The organism is Achromobacter sp. JCM 18799 (assembly GCF_055395645.1).
In genome coordinates this window covers 645,808-672,788 of sequence record NZ_AP043866.1, presented here as the reverse complement: position 1 = coordinate 672,788, position 26,981 = coordinate 645,808, and the positions used below count along the sequence as shown (strand labels likewise).

The window sequence follows — 26,981 nt, the reverse complement described above, 5'->3', positions numbered from 1 at the left end:
CCTGGTTGGAATTTTTTACACATGACATCTACCCCGATCATACGCACGGTATACATCGTTTCCGACAGTACCGGCATCACCGCAGAAACCTTCAGCCAGTCAGTGCTCTCACAGTTTGAAGAGGTCAATTTCAAGCCTGTCCGCCTGCCCTTCGTCGACACGCTGGAAAAGGCCGCGGAAGTGGCCATGCGGATCGACCGCAGCGCCCTGGAGGCCGGCGTTCCCCCGATCGTGTTCAGCACCCTGGTCAATCCGGACATCCTGGCGCGCGTTCGCCAGGCGAACGGGGTTTTCCTGGACCTGTTCGGCACCTTCGTCAGCCATATCGAGCAGGCGCTGGGCCTGAAGTCCAGCCATTCCATCGGCCGCTCGCACATGCAGGCCAACTCGGAAAAGTACCGCAACCGCATCGACGCCATCAACTTCAGCCTGGCGCATGACGACGGCCAGTTCGTGAACCAGCTGGACCAGGCGGACGTGATCCTGGTCGGCGTGTCGCGCTGCGGCAAGACGCCCACCAGCCTGTATCTGGCCATGCAATACGCCATCAAGGCGGCCAATTTCCCCCTGACGCCGGACGATTTCGAGCGCGGCACCCTGCCCTCCACCATCGCCCCGCACCGCGGCAAGCTGTTCGGCCTGTCGATCCAGCCCGAACGCCTGGCCGAAGTCCGCAACGAGCGCCGCCCCAACAGCCGCTATGCGCAACTGGAGCAATGCCGCTACGAAGTGGCCGAGGCCGAACGCATGATGCGCCGCGAGGGCATTTCCTGGCTGTCCAGCACCACCAAATCGATCGAGGAGATCGCCACGACGGTGTTGCAGGAAGTGGGCCTGGACCGGGGCTGAAAACGACAAGGGCGCGCCCATGGCGCGCCCTTCCTTGCAGCGTAGTCCGGATCAGGGACGCAGCTTGACGCGTTCGCGCGAGCCGGCGCCCCAGTACTTCAGCGGCCCCATCTCCTGCTGGGCGGTCGCCTCCGAGTCTTCCAGGCGCATATCCTGGCGGCCCATGTTGGACGAATTGCCGCTCACGCCCTCGATGCTCAAGCGCACGTAACGGGTCTGGCCCGGGGCCAGCGTGAACGACAGTTGCTCGTCGTCGCGCAACGTGTCGACCACGTACTTGCCGGCAGGCCGGTTCACATAGAAGAAGCTGCCCGGCTTGGAACGGCCGACCTTCAGACCGTTCACGCGCAGGTACGGCTGGGCCGACACCACGCCAACCGGCGCCGGCGGCTGATAGAAATAGATGCGCCCGGTTTCCGGCACCATCATGGGGATGGTGCTGGCAACGTCCTTGTACCGGGGACCGCCGCAACCCGCCAACAAGGCCGCGCCCAGCACGGCGGCAGCCACCATCTTGAACCTGCGCTTCATTCCGTCTTCTCCGATGTGCCAGCCCCACAGGCCATCAGCTCGATGGATCCCGCGAGAACGTATATGGATGAGTCTAAAACCTACACATTGTAATTTTACTCATAGCGCAGCGGCTCTCGCTCGCGCCGTCCGGCGCCCCAGTAGCGCAGGTCCGACATCGCCTGCACGGCGACGTCAGCAGAGGCCTCCAGCCGCAGAACCTGCCTGCCGCCCGCAACATCCACGCGCACGTATTGGGTCTGCCCGCCAGCCAGCGGAACCTTGAGCGCGTCCTTGCGCTCCTTGCGGTCGGTGGCGGTGATGACTTCCACCTCGCCGGGCGCGCGGTCCACGAAGAAGAAACGGCCGGATTTGGAGCGGCCGACCTTGCGGCCATCGACCAGGATCGCGGGCTGCGCGACCTTGTCGCCATTGAGCGTTGCGGGCTGGTAGAAGTAAATCCGGCCTTCGGCAGCCTCCAGCGCCGGGATGCGGTCCGCCACATCGCCATACCGGGGGCCGGCGCAAGCGGAAAGCAACACCGCCGCGCCCAGCGCGGCAAGACTCGATTTGATCCAGCTTTTCATGTCCCGTCCTTGATCGGATCCTGGCCTCGAGGCGCGGCTCAAGACCGCCCGGCTCAGGCAAACGGGGCAGTATAAACAGGGGACGGTGCCTGCAATCGGCGGAAAAGCGGCGAAACGATGGCCAGATCGGCGTTCAGTCCAGCTTGCCGCGCAAGGCTTGGCGCCGCTGCTCGAAGAGGCAGATCGCGGCTGCGGCGCCCACATTGAGCGATTCCACCGCCGCCATGTCGTGCGGTATGCGCACCTTGAGGCGCGCCGCGGAAAGCAGTTCCGCGGCCACGCCCTGGCCTTCGTGACCGAATACCCAGGCGCAGCGTTGCGGCAACGCGTCCTCGTACAGGTCGCGCGCGCCATCCAGCGCGGTCGCCACCAGCGGCACCCTCAATCTGGGCAGCAAGGCAGCCAGATCGACGTGTTCGTGGATGGCCAAGGCGAAATGGGCGCCCTGGCCGCTGCGCAACACCTTGGGCGACCAGGCCGCGGCCGTGCCCGTCGCCAGAAAGACGCGCTTCACGCCCGCCGCCGCGCAGGTGCGCAGCAGCGTGCCGACATTGCCGGGATCCTGGATGCGGTCGAACAGCACGCAGTTTTCGTCCACCGCATCCGGCAGGTCCAGGATGGGCGGCGTCACCTGAAAAGCCACGCCCTGCCCGCTTTCCACGGCCGCCAGGGACTGCATCAGCCGCGCGTCCAAGGCCAGGCAGTCGCGGTCCGGCACGGCGGCTGCCAGCGCCGCGATGTCGGGCTGGGACAGGCGTTCCACGTCGAAGATCGCCTGATCGGGCGCGCCGTGATGCTGCAGCCACGCTTGGCACAGGTGCACGCCGTCCAGCAGCACCGGCGCGCCGCGCTTGCCCGCCGTGCCGGCCAGCTTGGCCAGCGCCTTGACTGCGGGATTGTCGCGAGAACTGATGTGCTTCATGGATTCAGGCCGAAGGCCTTGATGGGTGCGAAGCTGCGCCGGTGCTCGGCGCATGGGCCGTGCTCGCGCAGCATCTCCAGATGCAGCGGGGTGCCGTAACCCTTGTGCTGATCGAAGGCATATTGGGGATACAGGGCATGCAGGCGCAGCAGGTCCGCGTCGCGCGCGGTCTTGGCAAGAATGGAAGCCGCGGAAATCGCGGGCACCAGCGCATCGCCCTTGATGACGGTCTGCACGGTGCAGCCCAGCTTGGGAGCCTGGTTGCCGTCCACCAGCGCCAACTGCGGCATGGTGGCGAGGCCCTGCACCGCACGCTGCATCGCCAGCATCGTGGCGCGCAGGATGTTCATGCTGTCGATCTCGGCCACGCTGGCGCTGGCGATGCACCAGGCCAGCGCGAATTCCTGGATTTCGAGCGCCAGCGCCTCGCGCGTGGCAGCCTTGAGCACCTTGGAATCCGCCAGCCCGGCGATCGGTCGGGCGGGATCCAGAATGACGGCCGCGGCGTACACGGCGCCCGCCAGCGGGCCGCGGCCCGCCTCGTCCACGCCTGCCGTAATCATGGCAGGCTGCTCAGGCGCCGCGAACAGGTCAGGCTGCTCCACCGGCCACCTCCAGGATCGCCTGCGCAGCCAGTGCGGGCGTGTCGCGCAGCAGCTCCTGATGCAGGGCGGTAAAGCGGGCTTCGATGCGCGCCCTGCCCGCGTCGTCGGTCAGGGACGTCCAGGTCGCCTCCGCGAGTTTCTCGGGCGTGGCATCGTCCTGCAGCAGCTCAGGCACGGCGAAATCGCGCAGCAGCACGTTCGGCAGGCCCACCCAGGGCAGATAGGGACGCTGCTGGCCGGACTTCCACGCCATGATGCGGCGCATCCAGGGCGACAGCACGTAGGAAATCACCATGGGCCGCTTGTACAGCGCCGTTTCCAGCGTGGCCGTGCCGCTGGCCACCAGCACCGCCGTGGCCGCTTCCATGACGGACCAGGCGACGGGCGCCTGGCGCTCTCCGCCCTCGCCGTGCAGATCATTCGCGGTGACGCAGCGCAGCCCCGGTACGGGGTACTGGGCCAGAATGGACTGGAACTCCGCGCGCCGCTGGTCGTTGACCATGGGGACGACGCATTGCAGGGCCGGGTCCTTTTTCTGCAGGATCTGCGCGGCTTGCAGGAAGCGCGGCGCCAGCAGACGGATCTCGGACGAGCGGCTGCCCGGCAGGATCGCCAGCACGCGCGCATTCTGGTCGATGCCCAGGCGCGCGCGCGCCGCGGCGCGATCCGGCTGCATGGGCACGGCCCCGGCCAGCGGATGGCCCACATAAGTGACCGGAATCCCTTCCTTGCGGTAGATCTCTTCCTCGAACGGGAACAGCACCAGCATGTGCGATACCGACTCGCGGATCTTGTGGATGCGCTCATAGCGCCAGGCCCAGATCGACGGCCCAACGAAGTGCACCGTGGGCGTGCCTGCCTGGCGTAGCTGGTGCTCCAGCCGCAGATTGAAGTCCGGTGCGTCGATGCCGACGAACACGGCGGGCGGCTCCGCCAGCCAGCGCCGCTTGACGTCGCGATAGGTGCCAAGCAGGCTGGGCAGGCGCTTGAGCGCGTCGACATAGCCGAACACGGTCAAGGCATGCATGGGGTGCCAGGTATCGAAACCATGGGCCTGCATCTGCGGCCCGCCGATACCCTCGCAGCGTACGCTGGCGTCGCGCGCTTGCAGACCGGCAATGATGCGACCAGCCAGCAGGTCGCCCGAAGGCTCGCCGGCCACCATGCCGATCCGAGCGTTCATGGGCGGATGATGCCGCGGCTTGCGACGTCCAGGAAGTCGAGCAGGGTCTGCAGGTGCGGGGCCACCTCGGGCTCCGCCTCTTGGCGGGCGCGCAGTTCGGCCCGCGCCGCGTCCAGGGACAGGCCACGGCGGTAGATGATCTTGTAGGCGTCGCGCAGCGCCGAAATGTCGGCGGCCGTAAAGCCGCGGCGCTTCAGCCCTTCGACGTTGACGCCCACCGGACGGCACGGATTGCCCGCGGCCAGCACGAACGGCGGCGTGTCCTGCATCAGGGAGCTGTTGCCGCCCGTCATGCTGTGCGCGCCGATGCGCGAAAACTGGTGCACGCCGGTCAGGCCGCCCACGATGGCCCAATCGCCAACATGGACGTGGCCGCCCAGCTGCACCGAATTGGCCAGGATGGTGTTGCTGCCGATGTGGCAATCGTGTGCAACGTGCACGTACGCCATGACCCAGTTGTCGTCGGCAATCGTCGTGACGCCGCCGTCCTGCACGGTGCCCGTGTTGAGCGTGACGAATTCCCGGAACGTATTGCGGTCGCCGATTTCCAGGCGCGTAGGCTCGCCCTGGTACTTCTTGTCCTGCGGCATGCCGCCAATCGAGCAGTACCGATAGAAACGGTTGTCGCGCCCGATGGTCGTCACCCCGTCCACCATGCAGTACGGGCCGATCTCGGTGCCCGCGCCTATGGTCACGTTGGGACCGATGGTCGCGAACGGACCGACCACGACGGTCGGGTCGAGCTTTGCCGCCGGATCAACGACGGCGGAGGGGTGAATGTTTCCTGCCATTTACTCTTCCAGGCTGCGAATCGCGCACATCAGCTTGGCCGAAGCGACTTCCTGGCCATCCACCGTCGCGCGCGCTTGGTACTTACAGATGCTGCGGCTCAGGCGTTCGGCTTCGACCTCGATGCGCAACTGGTCGCCCGGCACCACGGGGCGGCGGAAACGCGCGCCGTCGATGCCGACCAGGTAATACGCGGTCTTGGAACCTTCGCACTTCAGCCCGCCATTCTCGTCGGTGAACGAGAACAGCGCGGAGGCCTGAGCCATGGCTTCCACGATGAGCACACCCGGCATCACCGGGTGGTGCGGGAAATGGCCGTTGAAAAACGGTTCATTGATCGAGACGTTCTTGATGGCCACGATGGACTTGCCAGGCACCATTTCGACGACGCGGTCAATCAGCAGCATCGGATAACGATGCGGCAGTCTCTCCATGATCCCCTTGATGTCGAGTTCCATTTTTCTATGCTTTCCTGCGAAGTAAAGTAATCATGCGGCGCGGACGCGCCAGGGGCGGCAGTGCGCCGCCCTAGTCTTTTTCCAGCGTCCGCACGCGCCGGCGCAATTGCGCCAACTGTTGTATCACGGCGGCGTTGCGCTGCCATTCGCCATGTTCCGCGTACGGGAAGACCCCGGTATAGCGGCCAGGCTTCGAAATGCTGGACGTCACCGCGGTGCCGCCGGAAACATGCACATCGTCGCCCAGCGTGAGGTGCCCGGACAGCATGGCGGCGCCGCCTATGGTGCAGCGCTCACCGATGGTGGTCGAGCCGGCCACGCCCACGCAGGCCGCAATCGCGGTATGCGCGCCGATCCGGCAGTTGTGCGCCACCATGATCTGGTTGTCCAGCTTCACCCCGTCGGCCAGGACGGTGTCTTCCAGCGCGCCCCGGTCAACGGTGGTGTTGGCGCCGATTTCGACGTCGTCACCGACGGTCACGCCGCCGAGCTGCGGAATCTTGCCCCAGGCGCCCTTGCCCAGCGTGGGATCGGGCGCGAAGCCGAAGCCGTCCGCGCCCAGCACCGCGCCGCTATGGATGATGGCACGCGCGCCCACCTTGACCCCGTCATACAAGGTGACGTGGGCGTACAGGCGGCTGCCGGGGCCGACGGACGAGCCTGCGCCGATGACGCAGCCAGGTCCGAGCACGGTATCGCGGCCAATGCGGGCGCCGGATTCGACGACGCAATTCGGGCCGATGCGCACGCCTTCTTCGATGATGGCGTCAGCGGCAACCACGGCGGAAGGATGCGTGGATGCGGGCAGCTCGGGCCGTCTCGCGGCATCGAACCATTGCGCCACGCGGGCATAAAGCAGATAGGGATGCTGACAGACGACCAGCGCGAATGGCGGCCGGGCGTTGCCCTCGGCCTCCAGAGCCTGCGCCACGTCCGGCGAGACGATGACCGCCCCCGCCTGCGTGGCGCCTAACTGGCTCTGGTAGCGGGGGTTGGCCAGGAAAGCGATTTCCTGCCGACCCGCCGATGACAGGGTTCCGATGCCGCAGACCCGCATGGGGTCCGCGCCGGGAACCGCGCTGATACGCCAGTCCATCCCCTGGGTGTTGGCGGCGCTCAACAGTGTTTCCAGCGTTGGCGCGCGGGCAAGATCCAGTAGAACCGGCATAACGTGACGGGTGCTGCTTACTTGCCCAGGCTCTGGATCACCTTGTCGGTGATGTCGATGCGCGGGTTGACGGTCACTGCGTCCTGGATGATCAGGTCGTAGCTTTCCTGTTCGGCGATGCGCTTGATGGCGTCGTTGGCCTTCGTCACGATGCCCGAGAACTCTTCGTTGCGGCGGCGGTTGAAGTCTTCCTGGAACTCGCGGCGCTTGCGCTGCAGGTCGGTATCCAGGTTGGACAGTTCACGCTGGCGCTTGACGCGATCGGACTCCGACAGGACAGGCGCGTCCTTGTCGAACTTCTCGGCTTGCGAACGCAGGCTGTTGTTCAGGCGCTGAAGCTCATCGTCGCGCTTCTTGAATTCGGCTTCGATCTTGCTTTGCGCAGCCTTGGCCGGACCCGACTCGCGCAGGATCCGCTCGGTATTGACGAAACCGATCTTCGTGCCTTGGGCCTGCGCGGGAATCGCAGCAGCCGAACCGAGAATGAGCGCACCTACCAGGGCAATGGAGCCGCCCAGTTTGCCGCGGCGCATGGTGCGCAGCGATTTCGAGGTTTTAAGTGCGGAATCAGACATCATGAAAATCTCACCTTCCAGTAAGGCAAAGCCAAAGTGTGTATTGTGCCACTAAACAGCAAGGGAGCCGGCCGTACGCCCTTCTCCCTTGTTTTCAAGCGTAACGAGGCGCTTAGAAACCGGTCCCGATCTGGAACTGGAAGCTTTGCTTGTCGTCGCCAGGCTTCGAATTGAGCGGACGCGCATAAGACAACTGCAGCGGCCCCATCGGCGACTGCCACGACAGCCCGATACCTGCCGAGAACCTCCAGCCGCAAGGATCCTCGACCTCGCTGCCAGGCTTGCCGCCGGTGCATTGCAAGCCGCTGCCCGACGAAACCTGGCCGGCATCCGAGAAGATGAACCAGCGCAAGGTGCGGTCCTTCGAGGCGCCAGGGAACGGCAGGTAAAGCTGCGCGTTGGCGATGACGCGCCGCGTACCGCCCAGGTAGTCGCCCGTCTTCGTGTCGCGCGGACCCAGCGACGAGCCCTCGTAGCCGCGAACCGTGCCGATACCGCCGGCATAGACGTTCTTGATGACCGGGTAGTCCTTGCCGCCGTAGCTCTGGCCCCAATCGACCATGCCGTTCAAGGCCAGGGTGTAGGAGCCGCCCAGCGGCACAAAGTACTGTTGCTGAGCCGTCAACATCGTGTACTTCAGGTCCACGGTCGACAGGTCCGCCTTCAGGCGGGTGTAGCCGCCCTTGGTCGGCGCCAGGCCGCTGTCGCGGGTATCCTTGGTCCAGCCGGTGGTGAAGATCACCGAGTTGGTCGAATCGCCGTAATCGTTGACGAATTTCTCGTAGGCTGCCGGCGAGTTGTTGAACAGATCGATCTGGTTGCGTTCGAAGTTCGCGCCCAGCATGATGCGGTCATACTCGGAAATCGGCACGCCGAAGTTCATGCCCAGGCCCATGGCCTTGACACGGTAGTCGCCGTCGTTGTTGTTCCAGGGCTCGGTCACGCGGTAGTAGGCGGACGTGGTGCGGCTGATGCCGTCCTTGGTCCAGTACGGGTCGGTGTGCGACAGCACCACGGCGCGGTTGGTCTTGCTGGTGTTCAGCTGCAGGGTCAGGTTGGTGCCGCTGCCAAAGACGTTGTCTTCGCTGATACCGGCCGACAGAATGGCCTTTTCGGACGAGCCGTAGCCCACGCCCAGGTTGATCATGCCGGTGGGCTTTTCCTTGACGTCGACGTTGACGTCGACCTGGTCGGGCGAACCCGGGACCGGATCGGTCTTGACGTTGACGTCGCTGAAATAGCCCAGGCGGTCGACGCGGTCGCGCGAGGTCTTGATGTCCTTGGCGTCGTACCAGGCGGCTTCCTGCTGGCGCATTTCGCGGCGCACGACTTCGTCGCGGGTGCGGGTATTGCCGCCGATCTGGATACGGCGCACGTACACGCGGCGGCTGGGGTCGACGTAGAACGTCAGGTCGGCCTCATGCTTGGCGCGATCCAGCTGCGGGTTCGGGTTGACGTTGGCAAACGCGTAGCCCAGTTCGCCCAGGTAGTCGGTGATGGCCTTGGCCGAGCCGTTGGCCTTGGCGGCCGAGAACGTCTCTTCCGGCTTGATTTCCAGCAGCGCGTTGATTTCCTTGTCCAGGCCCAGCAGATTGCCGGCCAGCTTCACGCTGCGCACCTTGTAAGGCTCGCCTTCGTGCACGGTAATCGTGATGCGGATGTCCTTGCGGTCCGGCGAAATCGTGACCTGCGGCGGCTCGACCGAGAACTCGAGGTAGCCGCGATCCAGGTAGAACGAGCGCAGGCGCTCCAGATCGCCCTCGAGCTTTTCGCGCGAGTACTTGTCGGTATCCGTATACCAGGTCAGCCAGCCCGGCGTGGTCAGCTTGAACTCGTCGAGCAGATCGCTTTCGGAGAAAGCCTTGTTGCCCACGAAGCGGATTTCCTGGATGCGCGCGACCGAGCCTTCGAACACGTCAAAGCTCACGCCCACGCGGTTGCGCGGCAGCGGGGTCACGGTGGAAGTCACTTCGATGCCGTACTTGCCCTTGGACAGGTACTGCTGCTTCAGTTCGTATTCGGCGCGCTCGAGCATGGAGCGGTCGAAGATGCGGCCTTCGGCGAAGCCGACCTGCGCCAGCGACGTGGTGATCGCCTTGGAGTCGAACTCGCGCATGCCGTTGAAGTTCACCGACGCAATCGTGGGGCGTTCCTGCACGACCACCACGACGACGTTGTTGTCCGTCTGGATCTGTACGTCGGTGAAAAAGCCTGTGCCGTACAAGCGGCGGATGGCTTCAGTGGCTTCTTCTTCGGTGAACTTTTCGCCCACTTTGACGGGGAGATAGCCGAAGACGGTGCCGGCGTCAGTTCGTTGAATACCCTCTACGCGGATATCCCGCACGACAAAAGGGTCGAAGGCGTGGGCGATGGCCGGAACCAGCAGTGCGGCGATCAAACCCGGCAGTACACCCTTTTTGTGATGAAACATCCGGCGAAAAGACATCCTTGAGTATCCTCGGTCGTGCAAATGGCGGGGGATTTTATGCTAAATCGCGTTCAAGTGAACAAACGCGTGAAATCATTGAACAGCGCAAGCCCCATCAGGCTTGCCAATAAACCTATGCCGGCGCGCTGTCCGATATCGATCCACCTTGCTGGCGGCGGGCTACCCCGCACAATTTCGACGAGATAGTACAGCAGATGGCCACCGTCCAGCATGGGAATGGGCAGCAAATTTAGTACGCCCAGGCTGATACTGATCAAGGCGATATAAGCGATGTACGCAACAATTCCGATTCTGGCGGTCTGGCCGGCGTAATCCGCGATGGTCACGGGACCGCTGACATTGCGCCAGGAAACGTCGCCCGTGACCATGCGCCCCATCATGCGCAGGGAGAACCAGGCGGTGTCCCAGGTGCGCACGGCGCCCTTCCACAGGCTTTCGAATACACCGTAGCGCACGGTCACCATGGGAATGTCGCCGCCCAGCTGGACGCCCAGGCGGCCAATTACCTGGCCGTTGACCGTCTCGGCACGGGGCGTGACGTTCAGGGAAACATTGGCGCCGTCGCGCGCCAGGGTCATGGCCAGGGTCTTGCCGGCGCTTTCCTGGATCTGCCGGACCAGCGCGCTGGTGTCCGGGGTGGGGACGCCGTTCACGGCCAGGACCAGGTCACCCGCCCGCAGGCCGGCCGCCTGCCCTTCGCCGCCGTCGTTGACGACGCGCACAGCGGGCTTGGGCTGGGCCAGGCGCACGCCGGCTGCGGCCAGCGGGTCGCCGCCAGCCGGATCCATCGTGTTCGACGGCAGCACCAGTTCGCGCTGCTGGACCGCGCCCGCAGGCGTCTTGACCTCGATCCTGGCGCTGCCGCCGGTAGCCATGACGTCCATCAGGCGCCAGCGCGCGTCGGACCAGGAGGCCACCTCTTCGCCGTCGATGGCCAGGATGCGGTCGCCCGACAAAAGGCCGGCGCGGGCGGCCGGCGTGTCGGCCGCGGGCTGGGCGATAACGGCCACGGGCTCCTCGGTGCCGGCCATGTTCAGGCCGGCGTAGAGGAAGACCGCGAGTATCAGGTTGAAAATGGGGCCGGCGGCGACGATGGCGATACGCTGGCCGACGGGCTTGCTGTTGAAGGCCCCTGCCACTTCCGCCGGGCTCGCGCCGGCGGGGGGATCGTCCTGCATCTTGACGTAGCCGCCCAGCGGCAGGGCCGAAACGGCCCATTCCGTGCCGTGGCGGTCGGTGCGGCGCAGAATGACCTTGCCAAATCCCACCGAGAAGCGCAGCACCTTCACGCCGCACAGACGGGCCACCCAATAGTGCCCCAGTTCATGGAAGATGATCAGGGAGCCAAGCGCAACCGCAAAGGCCAGCAGGGTGAAAAGCATCGGAATCGGAGAAATCTAGGAAATCAGAGGCAGGCGGACGGTGGCGACCGAGCCTGCGTCAGGCCAGGCCCAGGTTGCCCGCGAAGACGCGCGCGTCGGAATCAAGCGCGAGCACGTCGTCAAGACTGTTGAGCGTAACAGATGCTTGCCGCGCCTGCCACTCCAGGGAAGCCTCGATTACCCGCGGAATCCAGGTATAGGGCAGCCGACCGCTCAGGAAGGCCTCCACGGCGATCTCATTGGCGGCGTTCAGCGCCACGCAGGCTCCCTGCCCGGCGCGCAGCGCCGCGAACGACAGGGCCAGGCACGGAAAGCGGGCCAGATCCGGCTTTTCGAAGTCCAGCCGCCCCAGGCGCGTCAGGTCCAGCGGACCGACGCCGCTGTCCAGGCGTTCGGGAAAGCCCAGGCCGTAGGCGATGGGCGTGCGCATGTCGGGCTGGCCAAGCTGAGCCAGCACCGAGCCGTCGTCGTACTCGACCATGGAATGCACCACGCTCTGGGGATGCACCACCACCTCGATGCGGTCAGCAGGCATCGCGAACAGCCAATGCGCCTCGATCACCTCCAGGCCCTTATTGAGCATGGTGGCGGAATCGACCGAGATCTTGCGGCCCATGCTCCAGTTGGGATGAGCGCAAGCCTGGGCCGGCGTCACATCGTGCAGGTCTTCCAGGTCGCGTCCGCGGAAAGGGCCGCCGGAGGCGGTCAGCAGCAGACGGCGCACGCCGGGCGCCGGGCGATCCGGCGCGACGGCTCGCCCGCCATGAGGCAGGCATTGGAAAATGGCGTTATGTTCGCTGTCGATAGGCAGCAGTTCGGCGCCGTTGTCGCGTACGGCCTGCATGAAGAGCGAGCCGGCTGCAACCAGCGCTTCCTTGTTGGCCAGCAATACGCGCTTGCCGCTGCGGGCGGCCGCCAGGGCAGCGGGCAGTCCCGCAGCCCCCACGATGGCCGCCATGACGGAGTCGCATTGGGGATCGGCGGCGGTATCGGCCAACGCCTGGGCGCCGACCCGGATTTCCGGCATGGGCTGGCCGTCGGCCCATGCGGCAATGAATTTCTCGCGGGCCGCCGAGTCCGGCACCACCACCACGGCAGCGCGGCTGGCCTGCGCCTGCTCCGCCAGGCGCGCCATCCGGCTGTACGCCGACAGCGCGTAAACCGCCAGGCGCTCGGGGTGGCGGGCGATCACATCCAGCGTGCTTTCACCGATCGAACCGGTCGATCCCAGCACGACGACGCGTTGAAAAGCCGTCAAAACAACACTCCAGACAAAAGTAGCGCAAACGGCGCGACCGGGAGAATCGCGTCGATGCGGTCATAGACCCCGCCGTGGCCAGGCAGCAGCGTGCTGGAATCCTTGCGGCCGGCGCGCCGCTTGAGCAGCGATTCGAACAGGTCGCCCACGATCGACAGCACGCCGAGCACGGCGGCAATGGGCAGCGCCAGCCAGAAGCTCCAGCGCTCGACCAGCGCATGGCCGTAAGTGCCTTCCCACAGGCTGGAAAGACCGATCCAGACCACCGCGCCCAGGACGCCGGCGACCGCGCCCGCGACCGTCTTGCCCGGGCTGACCCGCGGGGCCAGTTTACGCTTGCCAAAGGCTCTGCCGGCAAAATAGGCGGCAATGTCGGCGACCCAGACCAGTGCCAGCAGCGACACCACGAAACCGGCGCCATGCGCCACGAACATCTGCGCCAGCACGGCCCAGGCGGCAAACGCCGCGGGCACGGAAAAAACCGACCAGCCCAAGCTGGCGGGAGGCGCATCGGAGCGCCCGCGCACCACCGCCGTCAGACCGCCGAACAGCCAAACCGCGGCCACCGCCGGCACCACATAACGCAGCACCCAGACGGGATCCGCAATGCCGGCATTCTGCCCCGCGAGCCAGGCGGACGCCAACGCCAGCATGCCCCCGAACAGCAGGACGGCGACGCCGACGGCAATGAGAGGGGAAGGCGGTTGCGGCAGGGTCAGGCGCAGCCACTCCCAATTGGCGCAGGCGGCAGCCAGGGCCAGAAGCGCAACGAACCACCAGGGGTTCGCGCTGACCATCGCGGCGGCCAGAACGGCCAACAGAACGACTGCGGTAACGATACGCTGGCCCAACATTTGACGGTCTCCTCGTGTACAGCCCTGGAAAGACGCGCTAGTCGCCGTCCGTTTTATTACGCGCCGTTTTCGCTGACTTGCGCGCTGGTACGGCCAAAGCGGCGTTCGCGCGTGCGGTACCAGTCAAAGGCGGCCGCGAGCTCGGCGGCGCCGAAATCCGGCCAGTAGCGATCCGTGAAGTAGAACTCCGCGTAAGCCATCTGCCAGATCAGGAAATTGGAAATGCGCTGTTCGCCGCCGGTGCGGATGAACAGATCGGGTTCTGGCGCCCAGGACATGGACAGATGGCGCGCCAGGCGCTCCTCGTCGACCAGCTGGGGCTGGGTGGCCAGTGCGGGCTCGGCGGCCAGCATGGCGCGGGTCGCCTGCAGGATGTCCCAGCGACCGCCATAGTTGGCGGCGACCGTCAGGTGCAGGCGGTCGTTGTGTGCCGTGCGCTCCTGGGCCGCGAAGATCAGCTCCTGCAAACGGGGCTCGAAGGCCGACAGGTCGCCGATGACGTGCAGGCGCACGCCCTGCTCTTCCAGCTTGCCGATCTCGCGCTCCAGCGCCTGCACGAACAGGCGCATGAGCAGCGACACTTCCTCTGCCGGACGGCGCCAGTTCTCGGAACTGAAGGCGAACAGGGTCAGATAGCGCACGCCGGCGCGGCCGCAGGCCTCGACCACGCGCCGCACCGCCTGCACGCCCTTGGCGTGGCCCGCAGTGCGCGGCAGCAGCCGCCTAGTCGCCCACCGGCCATTGCCATCCATGATGATGGCCACGTGCTCGGGAATGTCGCGGGTAGCGGGAACCGCCTGGGTCGAACTGGTTGCCATTGGTCTGGGGCTGCGCGCGGTGAAACGGCGAAAACGGAATTACGTGAAGAAAAGCCTGCGCCGTCGTTCCACCGCTAGGCAGCAAGGCTGCGAATCAATGGACAGGACGGCGCTCAGGCAGGATATCCCGGTCGCCAGGGAGATAGGGGCTAGCCTGTCACCCTGACGGCATCCAGGAATTATACGGTCATGATTTCCGCTTCTTTCTGCGTGACCATCTTGTCGATGTCAGCCACGCTGCGGTCGGTCAGCTTCTGGACGTCGTCCTGCGAACGGCGTTCGTCGTCCTCGGAGATTTCCTTGTCCTTGACCAGCTTCTTCAGCGCTTCGTTGGCTTCGCGGCGCAGGTTGCGCACGGCCACCTTGGCGTCCTCGCCTTCGCTGCGGACCACCTTGGTCAGGTCGCGGCGGCGCTCTTCGGTCAGCGCAGGCATCGGCACGCGGATCGTGTCGCCCATCGACATGGGGTTCAGACCCAGGTCCGATTCGCGGATCGCCTTTTCGATCGCGGAGGCCATGCTCTTCTCGTAGGGCTGCACGCTGATGGTGCGGGCGTCCACGAGGTTCACGTTGCCAACCTGGCTGATCGGCACGGGCGAGCCGTAGTACTCGACCTGCACGTGGTCCAGGATGCCGGTGTGGGCGCGGCCCGTACGGATCTTGGCCAGGTTGGTCTTGAGCGTGTCAAGCGACTTGGCCATCCTGGCTTCGGCGGATTTGCGGATTTCTGCGACGCTCATGGAATTTCCTTTTCTTTAGACGTGTACCAAGGTGCCTTCGTCTTCGCCGCTGACGACCCGCTTGAGGGCGCCGGACTTATTGATCGAAAACACTTTGATCGGCAGCTTCTGGTCACGGCACAGCGCGAAGGCGGTGGCATCCATGACTTCCAGCCGGCGGACGATCGCTTCGTCGAAGCTGATGCGCGAGTAACGCGTGGCGGTGGGATCCTTGTTGGGATCCGCGCTGTAGATGCCGTCGACCTTGGTGGCCTTCAGCACGATCTCCGCCCCGATCTCGGCGCCGCGCAACGCAGCAGCCGTGTCCGTGGTGAAGAAGGGATTGCCGGTACCTGCCGCGAAGATGACGACCTTGCCCTCTTCGAGGTAGCGCAGCGCCTTCGGGCGGATGTACGGTTCGACGACCTGATCGATATTCAAGGCCGATTGCACGCGGGTGTCGACACCTTTGTGCTTGAGCGCGTCTTGCAGCGCAAGCGCGTTCATGATGGTGGCCATCATGCCCATGTAGTCGGCGGTCGCGCGGTCCATGCCCTGCGCGCCCGGGGCGACGCCACGGAAAATATTGCCCCCGCCGATGACGATGGCCAGCTCGACGCCCGTGGCGGCGACTTCAGCGACCTCATCGGTCATGCGGACGATGGTGGAGCGGTTGATGCCGAATGCATCGTCGCCCATCAGCGCCTCGCCGGAAAGTTTGAGAAGAACCCGTTTGTATGCTCTGCTGCTCATAGGTGATATCCCGAAGAACAATCCGACGAAAGTGTAAGACAAGAAATAGGCCGGACTAGAATTTAATCTAGCGCCGGCCCTTAAGCACTACCCTGGGTCAGGCGCGGCCGGCGGCGGCAGCGGCGACCTCAGCGGCGAAATCGCTGGTCTTCTTCTCGATACCTTCGCCGACAACGAACAGCACGAACTTGCTGATCGAAGCGCCCTTTTCCTTGAGCATCTGCTCAACGCTGTGCTTGTCGCTCTTGACGAACGGCTGCGACAGCAGGGTGACTTCCTTCAGGAACTTCGCGACCGAGCCTTCGACCATCTTGGCGACGATGTCAGCCGGCTTGCCCGATTCGGCGGCCTTCTGTTCGGCGACCGAGCGTTCGGCGGCGATGTCGGCGGGGTTCACGCCGTCGGCGTTCAGAGCCTTGGGCTTGGTGGCGGCGATGTGCATCGCCAGGTCCTTGCCCACTTCTTCCGCGCCGGTGTATTCGACCAGCACGCCGATCTTGCCGCCGTGCACGTAGCTGGCCAGCGCGTTCGGGGTCTCGATGCGCTCGAAGCGGCGGATCGAGATGTTTTCGCCGATCTTGCCGATCAGGGCGGTGCGGGTGCTTTCAACCGTGCCGTCGCCGTAGGGCAGCGCCGACAGGGCTTCCACCGTGGCGGGGTTCTGCGTGGCGACCAGTTCGGCCAGCTTGTTCACGAAGCCGACGAAGTCGTCGTTCTTGGCGACGAAGTCGGTTTCGCAGTTGATTTCGATGACGGCGCCCTTCTTGGCGTCGGCGGAGATGAACAGACCGATCAGGCCTTCAGCGGTGACGCGAGCGGCAGCCTTGCTGGCCTTGTTGCCCAGCTTGACGCGCAGGATTTCCTCGGCGCGGGCCAGGTCGCCCTCGGCTTCCGTCAAGGCCTTCTTGCACTCCATCATGGGCGCGTCGGTCTTTTCGCGCAGTTCCTTGACCAGGGTAGCGGTAATTTCAGCCATGTTTGCTCCAATTTGCTAGAACATGCCCCGGCGCACCGGGACAGTGGTTTGATTCGATGGGACATCCGCGACTAGCGGATCAGGAAGATGGGAGCCCACCTTCGCATTGCCGGCGAGGCGGGAGCGGACCGATTTCGGCACCGCTCCCAGACGCTAACCGCCGGACATGACAACAGGCTTAGGCCTGGTTGTCCTGCACTTCGACGAACTCTTCCTGGCCTTCGCCCAGTTCTTCGACCAGACCGTTCAGGTTCTGTTCGCGGCCTTCCAGCACGGCGTCGGCGATGCCCTTGGCGTACAGCGCGATGGCCTTGGCCGAGTCGTCGTTGCCGGGGATGACGTAGTCGATGCCTTCGGGCGAGTGGTTGGTGTCAACCACGGCGACCACGGGGATACCCAGGGTCTTGGCTTCGGCGATGGCGATCTTGTGGTAGCCGACGTCGATCACGAAAATGGCGTCAGGCAGACCGTTCATGTCCTTGATGCCGCCGATCGACTTGTTCAGCTTTTCCAGTTCGCGCTGGAACAGCAGGCCTTCCTTCTTGATCATGCGCTCGGCGCCGCCTTCGGCGACAACGGCTTCCATGTCCTTCAGGCGCTTGACCGAGGTCTTGACCGTCTTGAAGTTGGTCAGCATGCCGCCGAGCCAGCGGGCGTCGACGAAGGGCATGCCGCAACGGGAGGCTTCAGCGGCGACCAGCTCGCGGGCAGCGCGCTTGGTGCCGACGAACAGGATGTTGCCGCCGCGAGCAGCCAGCTGCTTCACGAACTTGGTGGCTTCCTGGTACTTATCAACCGTCTTTTCCAGGTTGATGATGTGAATCTTGTTGCGATGGCCGAAGATGAAGGGGGCCATCTTGGGGTTCCAGTAGCGGGTCTGGTGACCAAAGTGGACACCCGCTTCCAGCATTTCGCGCATCAAAGACATAACTTTCTCCAAGGGTTGATTTCTTGCGCCGCACCTGCATCAGCCTTTGACTGACACCCTGGGTGGTGTTGCGCGCGATTTCCCGCAAATGCGGGATGACAAAATTTTAACCGGGCCGACCGATCACTGCCGCAATAACTACGACGCCCTGGGGCGCCTTCTACTATGCTGCCGCGATAAACCCAGACGGCCGCCACGACCAAGAGCCTTGCACCGCTTGCTTGCAGGCGCTTTTCCAGACCCACCAGGAATTTCCTGGAAGTTTCCGGCGGTTTCCCGAAAGCGCACCCGGACCTGTTTTGTTGGCGGCGAAATCCAGCTCTGGAAAATCCAGCTCTTCGCGTTCAAGCAAGGGTTTTTTACACCCAGACTTCAGTTCGACCGCGCATCAGACCATCGGGGCATTTCTTAAGAAAACGCGAACGTTTTCAAGAACTTAAGCCGACATCCACACCGAGTCCAAACTCTGAGCCTGCATCGCCGCTCTAAAACATGACCGGGCTTACAAGCACGCCGCGTCCCCAGCCTGGCGCCTGCTCCGGATTTGCCGCTATCCCCGCCCGCCCGACTGGTTTCCTGTTCGCGTATCCACCCACGGAATCAACGGTCTGCCCGATTTCGCTCCACAACCTTCGCTTGCGGTGAAACTTCAGGGCGCGCCGCCGATCACTATGAAAGGACCCGCTGCCAGAACAACTGCCGGGTTTGCGAGGCATCGGTTCCGCTGCCTGCACCCGCCGGGTTCAGCCTTTGCCGTAACCCGATTGCTCCCCAAAATTTTAGGGAAGCCTATAATTCTACTATTCTTTCAAGCAGACATTCAAGCGAGACATCGCCAAGCTATTCCATGGGCACTATCACCAATCAAGCCGACCTGGCCAAGATGCGCGCCGCCTGCCAGGATGCGGCCAAAGTCCTCGATTTCATCACGCCTTACGTCAAGCCTGGGGTCACCACCGGGGAGCTGGACCGCCTCTGCCTGGAGTACCTGACCGATGAACTGGGCGTGAAATCCGCCACGGTGGGCTATGCGCCCCCGGGCTATCCGCCCTTCCCCGGCGCCATCTGCACCTCGGTCAACCACCAAGTCTGCCATGGCATCCCGGGCGATAAGGTGCTGAAAAACGGCGACTCGCTGAATATCGACGTCACCATCATCAAGGATGGCTGGTTCGGTGACACCAGCCGCATGTACGCGGTAGGCGAACAGTCCATATTGTCGCGCCGCCTGACCGAGATCACCTTCGAATGCATGTGGAAGGGCATCCAGCAGGTGAAAAACGGGGCCACGTTGGGCGACATCGGCAACGCGATCCAGAAGCACGCCGAGGCCAACGGCTTTTCAGTGGTGCGCGAGTTCTGCGGCCACGGCATCGGCCAGCGCTTCCACGAAGACCCGCAGGTGCTGCACTATGGCAAGCCGGGTACGGGCGTGAAGCTGACGACGGGCATGCTGTTCACCATCGAACCCATGATCAATGCCGGACGCCGCGAGATCCGCCAGCTGTCCGATGGCTGGACGGTCGTCACCCGCGACCACAGCCTGTCGGCCCAATGGGAGCATGCTGTCTGTGTCACCGAGACCGGCTACGAAGTATTGACCCTGTCGCCAGGAATGCCCAAGCCGCCCGCCTTCGTCACCGAACCCCTGGTCATCCCAGCCGTCTGATACACAAGCTTAGCCACCATGACCGCCGCCATACTCAGCGCCCTGCGCGAACGCATCCAGGAAGCCCGGCGGACCGCGGTGGCGCAATTCCGCACGCACCTGCGGCCGGACACCCTGCTGTCCGAGCTGCGCCGCATCGTCGACGCCGCGCTGCGCGACCTGATCAAGCATTGCCCGCTGCCCGCCGGCGCCACGCTGGCGGCCGTGGGCGGCTATGGCCGGGGCGAGCTTTACCCGCACTCCGACGTGGACCTGCTGATCCTGCTGCCGCACGCCCCCACGCCCGAGGACGAGTCGGCCATCGAGAAGCTGGTGGCCTCGCTGTGGGACCTAGGGCTGGAGCCCGGCCATAGCGTACGCACCATCGAGGACTGCGAACGCGAGGCGGATGCCGATATCACCGTGGAAACGGCTCTGCTGGAATCCCGCTGGCTGGCCGGCAGCCGCACGCTGATGAAGGCCTTCGAAGCCGCGACCAAGTCGCGCCTGGACCCGCGCGCTTTTTTTCGCGCCAAACGCGTCGAAATGCAGCAGCGCCACGCGCGCTACCAAGACACGCCCTATGCGCTGGAGCCGAACTGCAAGGAGTCGCCGGGCGGACTGCGCGACCTGCAGGTCATCCTGTGGATGGCCCGGGCGGCCGGCTTTGGCAACAGCTGGCGCTCCGTGGCGCAGGCCGGCCTGCTTACTTCGTCCGAGGCGCGCGACCTGCGCAAGGCCGAACAAGCCTTCAAGCGCCTGCGCATCGAATTGCACCTGCTGGCGAACCGGCGCGAAGACCGCGTGCTGTTCGACCTGCAGCCCGCCCTGGCCGAGGTCTACGGCATCCACGCCACCGCCACCCGCCGCGGCAGCGAGTTGCTGATGCAGCGCTACTACTGGGCGGCGCGTCTGGTGACGCAGCTCAACGGCATCCTGGTGCAGAACATCGAGGAACGGCTGTTTCCGCGCCCGGACAGCGACGCGCGCGACATCGACGACGACTTCCGCAATCTGCGGGACCGCCTGGACATCATTCGCGACGACGGTTTCGAGCGCAATCCCACCCTGCTGCTGCGCGCCTTCCTGGTGATGCAGCAGCACCCGGAACTGACCGGCATGTCGGCGCGCACGCTGCGCGCCATCTGGCATTCGCGCCACCGCATCGACGCGCAGTTCCGCCGCAACCCGGTCAACCGCAAGCTGTTCCTGCAAATCCTGCAGCAGCCGCGCGGCATCGTGCACGAGCTGCGGCGCATGACCATGCTGAACATCCTGCCGCGCTATCTGCCGGTATTCCGCCGCATCGTCGGCCAGATGCAGCATGACCTGTTCCACGCCTACACGGTGGACCAGCACACGCTGGCGGTGGTGCGCAACCTGCGCCGCTTCACCATGCCGGAGCACGCCCAGGAATATCCGCTGGCCAGCCAGCTGATCGCCGGCCTGGACCGGCACTGGCTGCTGTACGTGGCCGCGCTGTTCCACGACATCGCCAAGGGCCGCGGCGGCGACCACTCCGAGCTGGGCGCGCGCGAAGTGCGCAAGTTTGCCCAAGACCACGGCATGGAGCCCGAGGACGCCAAGCTGGTCGAGTTCCTGGTCCGCCAGCATCTGCTGATGTCGGCCGTGGCGCAAAAGCGCGACCTGTCCGATCCGACCGTGGTGCAGGACTTCGCCGCCACCGTGAAGGACGAGCGCCATCTGACAGCGCTGTATCTGCTGACGGTGGCCGATATCCGCGGCACCAGCCCCAAGGTCTGGAACGCCTGGAAGGGCAAGCTGCTGGAAGATCTGTACAAGCTGACGCTGGCCGCCCTGGGCGGCGCCCATGCCGACGCCCACACTGTCCTGACCGAACGCAAGGAAGAAGCCGCCCGCCTGACCCGCCTGGCGGGCCTGCGCGACGACGCCCGCGAGGCCTTCTGGAACCAGCTCGACGTGGCGTACTTCCTGCGCCACGACGCCTCGGACATCGCCTGGCACACCCGCCACCTATACCATCAAGTCGCGCCGGCGCAGGCGGTGGTCAAGGCCCGCCCGACCGAACACGGCGAAGGCCTGCAGATCATGGTGTACACCCGCGATGCGCCCGACCTGTTCGTGGCGATCTGCGGCTATTTCGACGCCAAGTCGCTTTCCATTCAGGATGCCCGCATCCACACCACGCGCCACGGCTGGGCGCTGGACAGCTTCATCGTGCTGCTGCCGGAAGGCGCCAGCGACCTGCGCGCCCAGGCCACCCTGGTCGAACACGAACTGGCCGAACGCCTCAAGGACCCGCACGCCGCCGCCTTGCAGCAACCCGCTCGCGGCGGCTACTACAGCCGCGGCCGCCAGTCCCGCGTGTCACGGGTGTTCCCGGTCATGCCGCAGGCCGAACTGCAGCCCGACGAGCGCAGCACCTCCTGGCGCCTGTCCGTGACTGCCACCGACCGGCCCGGCCTGCTGCACGCCCTGGCCCGCGTCTTTGCCAGCCACGAGGTGAACCTGCTGATGGCCAAGATCATGACGCTGGGCGACCGGGTCGAAGACGTCTTCATCGTCGACGGCACCGCGCTGACGCGCCCGCGCAGCCAGATGCAGTTCGAGCGCGACGTCCTGGACGCCCTGGCGGGCGAGGAAGCCCAGCAGCGCGCCGCCTGACCGCGGGCGCCCGGCATCGCCAGCGCCGCCGGGACCGCATACAATCCCGGTTTTCGGCCAGGCGATGCCCTCCCCATGGAGCTAAACGATTATCTGCGCGTTTTCGGTACCAGCTTCTTTTTCGCGCTGGCTACCCTGTTGCCGTTCCTCAACCCGCCCGCGATCGCGCCGATCTTCCTGTCGCTGACCGAGGGCGCGTCGTCGTCCACCCGGATGGTGCTGGCCAAGCGCGTGGCCATCAATGTCTGCCTGATGCTGATCGTCGCCATGGTCGCGGGCAACGTGCTGCTCAGCTTCTTCGGCATTTCGCTGTCCATCGTGCGAGTCGGCGGCGGCATGCTCGTGATCGCCAGCGCCTGGCGGCTGGTGAATTCACCCGACGCCGACACCGAACGCGTGGCGCGCATGGCCGAGTCCTTTACTCCGGAAATGGCCAAGGCCCGCGCGTTCTATCCCCTGACCTTCCCCATCAGTTGCGGCCCCGGATCCATCGCCGCGGCCATCACCGTGGGGGTGTCGCTGCGCGACCAGAACCACGTGCTGAGCCTGCTGCGGCTGGGCGGATCGATTCCGGGCATCATCGTCGTGTCGGTCACGCTCTACATCTGCCTGCGCTTTGCGGCGCAGATGCTGCACCGCCTGGGCGACAATGGCACCGCCGTGTTCATGCGCCTGTCGGCCTTCATCATGCTGTGCCTGGGCGTGCAGATCTTCTGGGAAGGTTCGCGCGAACTACTGCTGGGCGTGTTGCAGCAAGTGATGCAACCAATTCCGATTCCCAAGGCCTAAGCCTGGCTCGGGGCCGAGTCCGCCCCCTTTTCCAACCCTTGCAAAGCAACAATGACCTCTCGCTCAGAACGCCTGCTCCGCCTGATCGCCCTCTTCTGCTTCGGCGCCGTCGGCCTCGCCCTGGTTTCCCAGCATGTCTTCGACATGCCTCCCTGCGCCTGGTGCGTCATGCAGCGCCTGATCTACCTGGTGATCGGCGTCATCGCGCTGGTGGGCGGATTCGGCGGCGGACGCGCGCTGACGCGCCTGTGCGGCGCACTCGCCGCGCTGCTGTCCCTGGGCGGCATCGCGGCCGCCTGGTATCAGTACAGCGTAGCGGCCAACATGCTGTCCTGCGACCAGACCTTCGCCGACCGCTTCATGACGGGCATCGGCCTGGAAAGCGCCGTGCCGTGGCTGTTCGGCATCTATGCCACCTGCATGGACGCCAAGGTGCCGGTGCTGGGCATCGAATACGCGCTTTGGAGCCTGGCGCTCTTCGTCATCATTTTCTTCATGGCGCTGCCGGTCGTATTCCGGCGCGGCGGGTCGCAGTAACCTCCTCTTCCCGATGCCGCCTGCAGCCTTGCGGGCGGCAGCCAAACGCCGGGCTGCCTGACCACGCCCGCCTCGATCATGTCCACCCTGAAATACCTGACCGGATACCCGGAATCCCTGCTCGCCCAGGCCCAAAAGCTGCTCGACCAAGACAAGCTGGGTCCTGCGCTGCTGGCGCGCTATCCCGCCGGCCCTCATGACGTGCGCACCGACCGGGCGCTCTATCAGTACGTGACGGAACTGAAGAACACTTATATGCGCAACGGCGACCAGATCAACAAGGTCGCCTTCGACAGCAAGATCCATGTGATCCAGCATGCGCTCGGCCAGCACACCTACATCTCGCGCGTGCAGGGCGGCAAGCTCAAGGCCAAGCATGAAATCCGGGTGGCGACGCTGTTCAAGACCGTGCCGGCAGAGTTCCTGAAGATGATCACGGTGCATGAGCTGGCGCACCTGAAGGAAAAGGACCACAACAAGGCCTTCTACAACCTGTGCCTGCGCATGGAACCGCAGTACCACCAGTACGAGTTCGACTTGCGGCTGTATCTGACGCACCTGGAGGCGACACGCGAAACCTTGTGGAAGGCGGCGGCCTGATATCCCTGAGCAAGCGCTCAGTACCGCGCAATAAAAAATGCCGTCCCGAAGGACGGCATTTTTCTTGCCACCAGACAGACGCGTCAGGCGTCGCTGGCGGCGTAGCCCATGTTGAACTGCAGGCCGCTGGCCCCGCCTTCCTCGCCCGGTTCGCCACGGGACTGGCCCAGGCGAGCCAAGTACTCGGGGGTGATGTCGCCCGTAACATACTGGCCGTCGAAGCAGGACGCCTCGAAGCGCGACAGCTTGGGATTGATATCCCGGACCGCCTGCTGCATGTCGTGCAGGTCCTGGTAGACCAGCGAGTCGGCGCCGATCGCGCGGGCGATTTCCTCGTCGTTGCGGCCGGTGGCGATGAGTTCGCTCTGCGTGGGCATGTCGATGCCGTAGACGTTCGGGAAGCGCACCGGGGGCGCCGCCGAGGCGAAGTAGACCTTGTTGGCGCCGGCGGCGCGGGCCATGTCCACGATCTCGCGGCTGGTCGTGCCGCGCACGATGGAGTCGTCCACCAGCAACACGTTCTTGCCCTTGAACTCCATGCCGATGGCATTGAGCTTCTGGCGCACGGACTTACGGCGCACGGCCTGGCCCGGCATGATGAAGGTGCGGCCCACGTAGCGGTTCTTGATCAGGCCTTCGCGATAGTCCAGGTTCAGCCGCGCGGCCAGCTGCATGGCGGCGGGACGCGAGGAATCCGGAATCGGCATGACCACGTCGATATCGCCCAGGCGCATGTTGCGCGCCACCTTGTCGGCCAGGTACTCGCCCATGCGCAGACGGGCGTCGTATACCGACACGCCGTCGATCAGCGAATCCGGACGCGCGAAATACACGTATTCAAAAATGCAGGGGACCAGTTGCGGATTGTCGGCGCACTGGCGGCTGACGAAGCGGCCGTCCAGGTCGATGAACACGGCTTCGCCGGGCTCGACGTCGCGCACGAAGGCAAAGCCGCTGCCTTCCAGCGCCACGGATTCCGACGCGACCATCCACTCCACGCCCTCTTCGGTTTCCTGACGGCCGATGCACAGCGGACGGATGCCGTTGGGATCGCGGAAGGCCAGCAGGCCGTAACCGGAGATCTGCGCCACCACGGCATAGGCGCCGCGCACGCGCTTGTGCAGGGCCGACACGGCGCGGAAGATCGCGTCGTCGTCCAGCGACACGCCGCTAGCCGCCGATTGCAGCTCGTGCGCCAGCACGTTCAGCAGGACTTCGGAATCGGAGTTGGTGTTGATGTGGCGGCGGTCGACGCGGTAGAGCGATTCGCGCAGCTCGCGCCAGTTGGTCAGGTTGCCGTTGTGGGACAACATGATGCCGAACGGCGCGTTGACGTAGAACGGCTGGGCCTCTTCCTCGCTGGCGCTGGAGCCCGCGGTGGGATAGCGGACCTGGCCGACGCCCGACGTACCCGGCAGCGCGCGCATGTTGCGCGTACGGAAGACGTCGCGCACCAGGCCGTGCGCCTTGTACATATTGAATTGGTTGCCTTGCGATGTCGCGATGCCCGCGGCGTCCTGCCCGCGATGCTGCAACAGCAGCAAGCTGTCATAGAGCAGCTGGTTGACCGGCCCGCGCCCGATGACCCCTACGATTCCACACATGGTGAGAGTTCCTGGTTGATTTAAAGCTAATCAATACGGCAGCCACGTCGCCAGGGACGGCGGCAGCCACGTCTTGATATGTTTGATGGCCTCGATGGCCGAATGCGAAAACATGGCGTCCTTCCACCACGGCTCCTGCGGCAGCGGCGTGTAGCCTGCGGCGGCGACCAGCGCCAGCACGATCAACAGGCCACGGGCCAGCCCGAACATCCCGCCCAGGCCGTGGTCGGCGGGACTCAGTCCGGTGCTGCGGATCAGGGCGGCAAGCGTCATGTTGACCAAGCCCACGCCGAGCAGCACGATGATGAACACTGCAGCGTACGAGACTCCCATGCGCAGCAGCGTCGTTTCAATATAGGGCTCCAGCCAGGCATAGACCGTGGGCCCCCACCATATCGCGGCCACGAAGGCCAGCAGATAGGCGACCAGCGACAGCACCTCTTTGAGCAGGCCGCGCACCAGGCCCAGCACACCCGAAACCACCAGGATGGCCAGCACGACGAAGTCGAAGCCGGTCACTATTGGGCGGCGATGAAACCATTGTCATAGCCCAGGGTGCGCAACCGCGCCTGGGCCGCCTGCGCCGCCTCGCGCGAGGGGAACGGCCCCACCCGCAGACGGTACTGCTGTTTGCCATTGATGGTGGCTTGTTCCACGAATGCGTTGGTGACGCCCGCCTGGTGCAGCTTGCTGCGCCGCGACTGGGCGTCCTCGGATGTGGTGTAGGCGGCGATCTGCAACACGAAATTGCCCTTGGCGGCCGGCTTGGGCGCGGGCGCCGACGCGGCGGGCGCCGGACGCCCTTCCAGCAAGGCCAGTGCGCGCGCGCCGTCATCCGAACGGTTATCGGGCTTGGCCGGCGTCGCGGGCTTGGGTTCGGGCTTGGGCGGCGTGGCCGGCTTGGGCTCGGGCTTGGGCGGCGTGACGGCAGCGGTCGCGGGCGGCGTCGCGGGCTGAGCGGCCGGAGGCGTCGTCGTTGCCGGCGGCGGCACGGAGGTGACCGGAGGCGGCGTGGGAATGGCCGAAGGATCCGTCGGCGTGGCGCTGCCCGGCGCGGGCGTCTGCGGCGCGGCGACTTGCGGTTCGGTCACTTGCGGCTGGAACGGCGTATTGCGGTCCGGCACCCTGATGGGAATGTTGTCGTCCACAGGCGTGGGCTGCGAATCGAGCACCATGGGCAGGATGATGACGGCTGCCAGCACCAGCGCGACAGCGCCCGCCAGCCTGCGCCGCGCGCGGCCGCGCAGCTCCGCAGCCTGCACCTCGCTGGGCACAGCCGCCCGTTTGGAGGACTGCGCCTGGTCGGCAGGATCTTTGCGTTTGAAAAAACCCATGGAGGAGAATTCCTTGCGGCGATATGGCGGCGGGCCGCCT

At 65.1% G+C, this 26,981-nt stretch carries 28 protein-coding genes; 7 read left to right on the top strand and 21 right to left on the bottom strand.

The features are described 5' to 3' along the window. Positions 1-21: 21 nt before the first annotated feature. Positions 22-849: a posphoenolpyruvate synthetase regulatory kinase/phosphorylase PpsR gene (ppsR, locus tag ACZ5YA_RS03400; RefSeq protein ID WP_059380337.1), complete on the top strand. Its 828-nt coding sequence runs from the start codon at positions 22-24 to the stop codon at positions 847-849. Between the two features lie 51 nt (positions 850-900). On the opposite strand, the gene ACZ5YA_RS03395 is transcribed toward ppsR, so the two are convergent. From ACZ5YA_RS03395 to rpsB, 18 genes are all read right to left on the bottom strand, one after another. Then, positions 901-1,380 carry a DUF2846 domain-containing protein gene (locus ACZ5YA_RS03395; protein WP_251880463.1) on the bottom strand — a complete coding sequence of 160 codons (480 nt, stop codon included), beginning with the start codon at positions 1,378-1,380 and terminating at the stop codon, positions 901-903. A gap of 95 nt (positions 1,381-1,475) precedes the next feature. After that, positions 1,476-1,946 carry a DUF2846 domain-containing protein gene (locus ACZ5YA_RS03390; protein ID WP_464092012.1) on the bottom strand — a complete coding sequence of 157 codons (471 nt, stop codon included), beginning with the start codon at positions 1,944-1,946 and terminating at the stop codon, positions 1,476-1,478. A gap of 133 nt (positions 1,947-2,079) precedes the next feature. Further along, positions 2,080-2,868, bottom strand: a complete 789-nt coding sequence (locus tag ACZ5YA_RS03385) for a TrmH family RNA methyltransferase (protein WP_059380340.1) — start codon at positions 2,866-2,868, stop codon at positions 2,080-2,082. Next, positions 2,865-3,473, bottom strand: a complete 609-nt coding sequence (rnhB, locus tag ACZ5YA_RS03380) for a ribonuclease HII (protein ID WP_373428969.1) — start codon at positions 3,471-3,473, stop codon at positions 2,865-2,867. Before rnhB ends, ACZ5YA_RS03385 begins: the two co-directional genes overlap by 4 nt. Further along, positions 3,460-4,656 carry a lipid-A-disaccharide synthase gene (lpxB, locus tag ACZ5YA_RS03375; protein ID WP_059380342.1) on the bottom strand — a complete coding sequence of 399 codons (1,197 nt, stop codon included), beginning with the start codon at positions 4,654-4,656 and terminating at the stop codon, positions 3,460-3,462. The genes rnhB and lpxB overlap by 14 nt, the downstream gene beginning before the upstream one ends. After that, a complete protein-coding gene (gene lpxA, locus ACZ5YA_RS03370; protein WP_280016415.1) occupies positions 4,653-5,447 on the bottom strand; it encodes an acyl-ACP--UDP-N-acetylglucosamine O-acyltransferase in 795 nt (264 codons plus the stop codon). Before lpxA ends, lpxB begins: the two co-directional genes overlap by 4 nt. Beyond that, positions 5,448-5,903 (bottom strand): 3-hydroxyacyl-ACP dehydratase FabZ, encoded by a 456-nt coding sequence (fabZ, locus tag ACZ5YA_RS03365; RefSeq protein WP_008167730.1) that lies wholly within the window; start codon positions 5,901-5,903, stop codon positions 5,448-5,450. A gap of 70 nt (positions 5,904-5,973) precedes the next feature. Next, positions 5,974-7,071 carry a UDP-3-O-(3-hydroxymyristoyl)glucosamine N-acyltransferase gene (gene lpxD, locus ACZ5YA_RS03360; RefSeq protein ID WP_118933669.1) on the bottom strand — a complete coding sequence of 366 codons (1,098 nt, stop codon included), beginning with the start codon at positions 7,069-7,071 and terminating at the stop codon, positions 5,974-5,976. 17 nt (positions 7,072-7,088) lie between these two features. Beyond that, positions 7,089-7,649, bottom strand: a complete 561-nt coding sequence (locus tag ACZ5YA_RS03355; RefSeq protein WP_059380345.1) for an OmpH/Skp family outer membrane protein — start codon at positions 7,647-7,649, stop codon at positions 7,089-7,091. Positions 7,650-7,758: 109 nt separating this feature from the next. Next, positions 7,759-10,092, bottom strand: a complete 2,334-nt coding sequence (bamA, locus tag ACZ5YA_RS03350; protein ID WP_059380346.1) for an outer membrane protein assembly factor BamA — start codon at positions 10,090-10,092, stop codon at positions 7,759-7,761. A 53-nt stretch (positions 10,093-10,145) separates the two neighbouring features. Then, positions 10,146-11,477: an RIP metalloprotease RseP gene (gene rseP, locus ACZ5YA_RS03345; RefSeq protein ID WP_118933668.1), complete on the bottom strand. Its 1,332-nt coding sequence runs from the start codon at positions 11,475-11,477 to the stop codon at positions 10,146-10,148. A 58-nt stretch (positions 11,478-11,535) separates the two neighbouring features. Continuing rightward, positions 11,536-12,735: a 1-deoxy-D-xylulose-5-phosphate reductoisomerase gene (locus ACZ5YA_RS03340; RefSeq protein WP_280016416.1), complete on the bottom strand. Its 1,200-nt coding sequence runs from the start codon at positions 12,733-12,735 to the stop codon at positions 11,536-11,538. Continuing rightward, positions 12,732-13,589 (bottom strand): phosphatidate cytidylyltransferase, encoded by an 858-nt coding sequence (locus ACZ5YA_RS03335; protein WP_118933666.1) that lies wholly within the window; start codon positions 13,587-13,589, stop codon positions 12,732-12,734. The genes ACZ5YA_RS03340 and ACZ5YA_RS03335 overlap by 4 nt, the downstream gene beginning before the upstream one ends. A 56-nt stretch (positions 13,590-13,645) precedes the next feature. Beyond that, entirely contained in the window at positions 13,646-14,407 is a 762-nt protein-coding gene (uppS, locus tag ACZ5YA_RS03330) for a polyprenyl diphosphate synthase (protein ID WP_118933665.1), read from the bottom strand. A 179-nt stretch (positions 14,408-14,586) separates the two neighbouring features. Continuing rightward, a complete protein-coding gene (gene frr, locus ACZ5YA_RS03325) occupies positions 14,587-15,147 on the bottom strand; it encodes a ribosome recycling factor (protein ID WP_059380351.1) in 561 nt (186 codons plus the stop codon). A 15-nt stretch (positions 15,148-15,162) separates the two neighbouring features. Continuing rightward, positions 15,163-15,879, bottom strand: a complete 717-nt coding sequence (pyrH, locus tag ACZ5YA_RS03320; protein WP_013393440.1) for a UMP kinase — start codon at positions 15,877-15,879, stop codon at positions 15,163-15,165. Positions 15,880-15,976: 97 nt separating this feature from the next. Beyond that, entirely contained in the window at positions 15,977-16,855 is an 879-nt protein-coding gene (gene tsf / locus ACZ5YA_RS03315) for a translation elongation factor Ts (RefSeq protein WP_464092011.1), read from the bottom strand. A 178-nt stretch (positions 16,856-17,033) separates the two neighbouring features. Further along, a complete protein-coding gene (rpsB, locus tag ACZ5YA_RS03310; protein ID WP_054456717.1) occupies positions 17,034-17,783 on the bottom strand; it encodes a 30S ribosomal protein S2 in 750 nt (249 codons plus the stop codon). A 46-nt stretch (positions 17,784-17,829) separates the two neighbouring features. On the opposite strand from rpsB, the gene ACZ5YA_RS03305 reads away from it, so the two are divergent. The 6 genes from ACZ5YA_RS03305 to ACZ5YA_RS03280 all read left to right on the top strand — a co-directional run bounded on the left by ACZ5YA_RS03305 (position 17,830) and on the right by ACZ5YA_RS03280 (position 24,003). Then, entirely contained in the window at positions 17,830-18,195 is a 366-nt protein-coding gene (locus ACZ5YA_RS03305) for a hypothetical protein (RefSeq protein WP_464092010.1), read from the top strand. A 435-nt stretch (positions 18,196-18,630) separates the two neighbouring features. Next, the gene (gene map, locus ACZ5YA_RS03300) at positions 18,631-19,452 is read left to right on the top strand and encodes a type I methionyl aminopeptidase (protein WP_059380353.1); all 822 of its coding nucleotides are present in this window, start codon (positions 18,631-18,633) and stop codon (positions 19,450-19,452) included. Between the two features lie 18 nt (positions 19,453-19,470). After that, positions 19,471-22,077, top strand: a complete 2,607-nt coding sequence (locus ACZ5YA_RS03295; RefSeq protein ID WP_059380354.1) for a [protein-PII] uridylyltransferase — start codon at positions 19,471-19,473, stop codon at positions 22,075-22,077. Positions 22,078-22,152: 75 nt separating this feature from the next. Continuing rightward, on the top strand, positions 22,153-22,866 hold the full coding sequence (locus ACZ5YA_RS03290; RefSeq protein ID WP_059380355.1) for a MarC family protein: 714 nt from the start codon (positions 22,153-22,155) through the stop codon (positions 22,864-22,866). Positions 22,867-22,917: 51 nt separating this feature from the next. Then, complete coding sequence (locus ACZ5YA_RS03285; RefSeq protein ID WP_059380356.1) at positions 22,918-23,403, top strand: disulfide bond formation protein B; 486 nt, start codon at positions 22,918-22,920, stop codon at positions 23,401-23,403. Positions 23,404-23,481: 78 nt separating this feature from the next. Continuing rightward, positions 23,482-24,003, top strand: coding sequence for a M48 metallopeptidase family protein (locus ACZ5YA_RS03280; RefSeq protein ID WP_306632817.1), 522 nt, complete (start codon positions 23,482-23,484; stop codon positions 24,001-24,003). An 83-nt stretch (positions 24,004-24,086) separates the two neighbouring features. Here ACZ5YA_RS03280 and purF read toward each other — a convergent pair whose 3' ends face one another. The 3 genes from purF to ACZ5YA_RS03265 are packed head-to-tail and all read right to left on the bottom strand — an operon-like array spanning position 24,087 to position 26,941. Then, positions 24,087-25,607 (bottom strand): amidophosphoribosyltransferase, encoded by a 1,521-nt coding sequence (purF, locus tag ACZ5YA_RS03275; protein WP_118933663.1) that lies wholly within the window; start codon positions 25,605-25,607, stop codon positions 24,087-24,089. Between the two features lie 30 nt (positions 25,608-25,637). After that, positions 25,638-26,126: a CvpA family protein gene (locus ACZ5YA_RS03270; protein ID WP_054456710.1), complete on the bottom strand. Its 489-nt coding sequence runs from the start codon at positions 26,124-26,126 to the stop codon at positions 25,638-25,640. Further along, positions 26,126-26,941 carry an SPOR domain-containing protein gene (locus ACZ5YA_RS03265; protein ID WP_059380359.1) on the bottom strand — a complete coding sequence of 272 codons (816 nt, stop codon included), beginning with the start codon at positions 26,939-26,941 and terminating at the stop codon, positions 26,126-26,128. The genes ACZ5YA_RS03270 and ACZ5YA_RS03265 overlap by 1 nt, the downstream gene beginning before the upstream one ends. Between the last annotated feature and the right edge of the window lie 40 nt (positions 26,942-26,981).

Excerpts from the sequence above, each read along its gene's own strand:
- rseP (WP_118933668.1), bottom strand. The coding sequence starts at position 11,477 with ATGCTTTTCACCCTGCTGGCCTTTGCGGTTGCGCTTGGCTCCCTGATC.
- ACZ5YA_RS03265 (WP_059380359.1), bottom strand. The coding sequence starts at position 26,941 with ATGGGTTTTTTCAAACGCAAAGATCCTGCCGACCAGGCGCAGTCCTCC.
- ACZ5YA_RS03335 (WP_118933666.1), bottom strand. The coding sequence starts at position 13,589 with ATGTTGGGCCAGCGTATCGTTACCGCAGTCGTTCTGTTGGCCGTTCTG.
- map (WP_059380353.1), top strand. The coding sequence starts at position 18,631 with ATGGGCACTATCACCAATCAAGCCGACCTGGCCAAGATGCGCGCCGCC.
- tsf (WP_464092011.1), bottom strand. The coding sequence starts at position 16,855 with ATGGCTGAAATTACCGCTACCCTGGTCAAGGAACTGCGCGAAAAGACC.
- rpsB (WP_054456717.1), bottom strand. The coding sequence starts at position 17,783 with ATGTCTTTGATGCGCGAAATGCTGGAAGCGGGTGTCCACTTTGGTCAC.
- ppsR (WP_059380337.1), top strand. The coding sequence starts at position 22 with ATGACATCTACCCCGATCATACGCACGGTATACATCGTTTCCGACAGT.
- ACZ5YA_RS03385 (WP_059380340.1), bottom strand. The coding sequence starts at position 2,868 with ATGAAGCACATCAGTTCTCGCGACAATCCCGCAGTCAAGGCGCTGGCC.
- ACZ5YA_RS03355 (WP_059380345.1), bottom strand. The coding sequence starts at position 7,649 with ATGATGTCTGATTCCGCACTTAAAACCTCGAAATCGCTGCGCACCATG.
- ACZ5YA_RS03290 (WP_059380355.1), top strand. The coding sequence starts at position 22,153 with ATGGAGCTAAACGATTATCTGCGCGTTTTCGGTACCAGCTTCTTTTTC.
- frr (WP_059380351.1), bottom strand. The coding sequence starts at position 15,147 with ATGAGCGTCGCAGAAATCCGCAAATCCGCCGAAGCCAGGATGGCCAAG.
- pyrH (WP_013393440.1), bottom strand. The coding sequence starts at position 15,879 with ATGAGCAGCAGAGCATACAAACGGGTTCTTCTCAAACTTTCCGGCGAG.
- fabZ (WP_008167730.1), bottom strand. The coding sequence starts at position 5,903 with ATGGAACTCGACATCAAGGGGATCATGGAGAGACTGCCGCATCGTTAT.
- uppS (WP_118933665.1), bottom strand. The coding sequence starts at position 14,407 with ATGGCAACCAGTTCGACCCAGGCGGTTCCCGCTACCCGCGACATTCCC.
- ACZ5YA_RS03395 (WP_251880463.1), bottom strand. The coding sequence starts at position 1,380 with ATGAAGCGCAGGTTCAAGATGGTGGCTGCCGCCGTGCTGGGCGCGGCC.
- purF (WP_118933663.1), bottom strand. The coding sequence starts at position 25,607 with ATGTGTGGAATCGTAGGGGTCATCGGGCGCGGGCCGGTCAACCAGCTG.
- ACZ5YA_RS03390 (WP_464092012.1), bottom strand. The coding sequence starts at position 1,946 with ATGAAAAGCTGGATCAAATCGAGTCTTGCCGCGCTGGGCGCGGCGGTG.
- ACZ5YA_RS03285 (WP_059380356.1), top strand. The coding sequence starts at position 22,918 with ATGACCTCTCGCTCAGAACGCCTGCTCCGCCTGATCGCCCTCTTCTGC.
- ACZ5YA_RS03280 (WP_306632817.1), top strand. The coding sequence starts at position 23,482 with ATGTCCACCCTGAAATACCTGACCGGATACCCGGAATCCCTGCTCGCC.
- bamA (WP_059380346.1), bottom strand. The coding sequence starts at position 10,092 with ATGTCTTTTCGCCGGATGTTTCATCACAAAAAGGGTGTACTGCCGGGT.
- lpxA (WP_280016415.1), bottom strand. The coding sequence starts at position 5,447 with ATGGCAGGAAACATTCACCCCTCCGCCGTCGTTGATCCGGCGGCAAAG.
- lpxD (WP_118933669.1), bottom strand. The coding sequence starts at position 7,071 with ATGCCGGTTCTACTGGATCTTGCCCGCGCGCCAACGCTGGAAACACTG.
- lpxB (WP_059380342.1), bottom strand. The coding sequence starts at position 4,656 with ATGAACGCTCGGATCGGCATGGTGGCCGGCGAGCCTTCGGGCGACCTG.
- ACZ5YA_RS03295 (WP_059380354.1), top strand. The coding sequence starts at position 19,471 with ATGACCGCCGCCATACTCAGCGCCCTGCGCGAACGCATCCAGGAAGCC.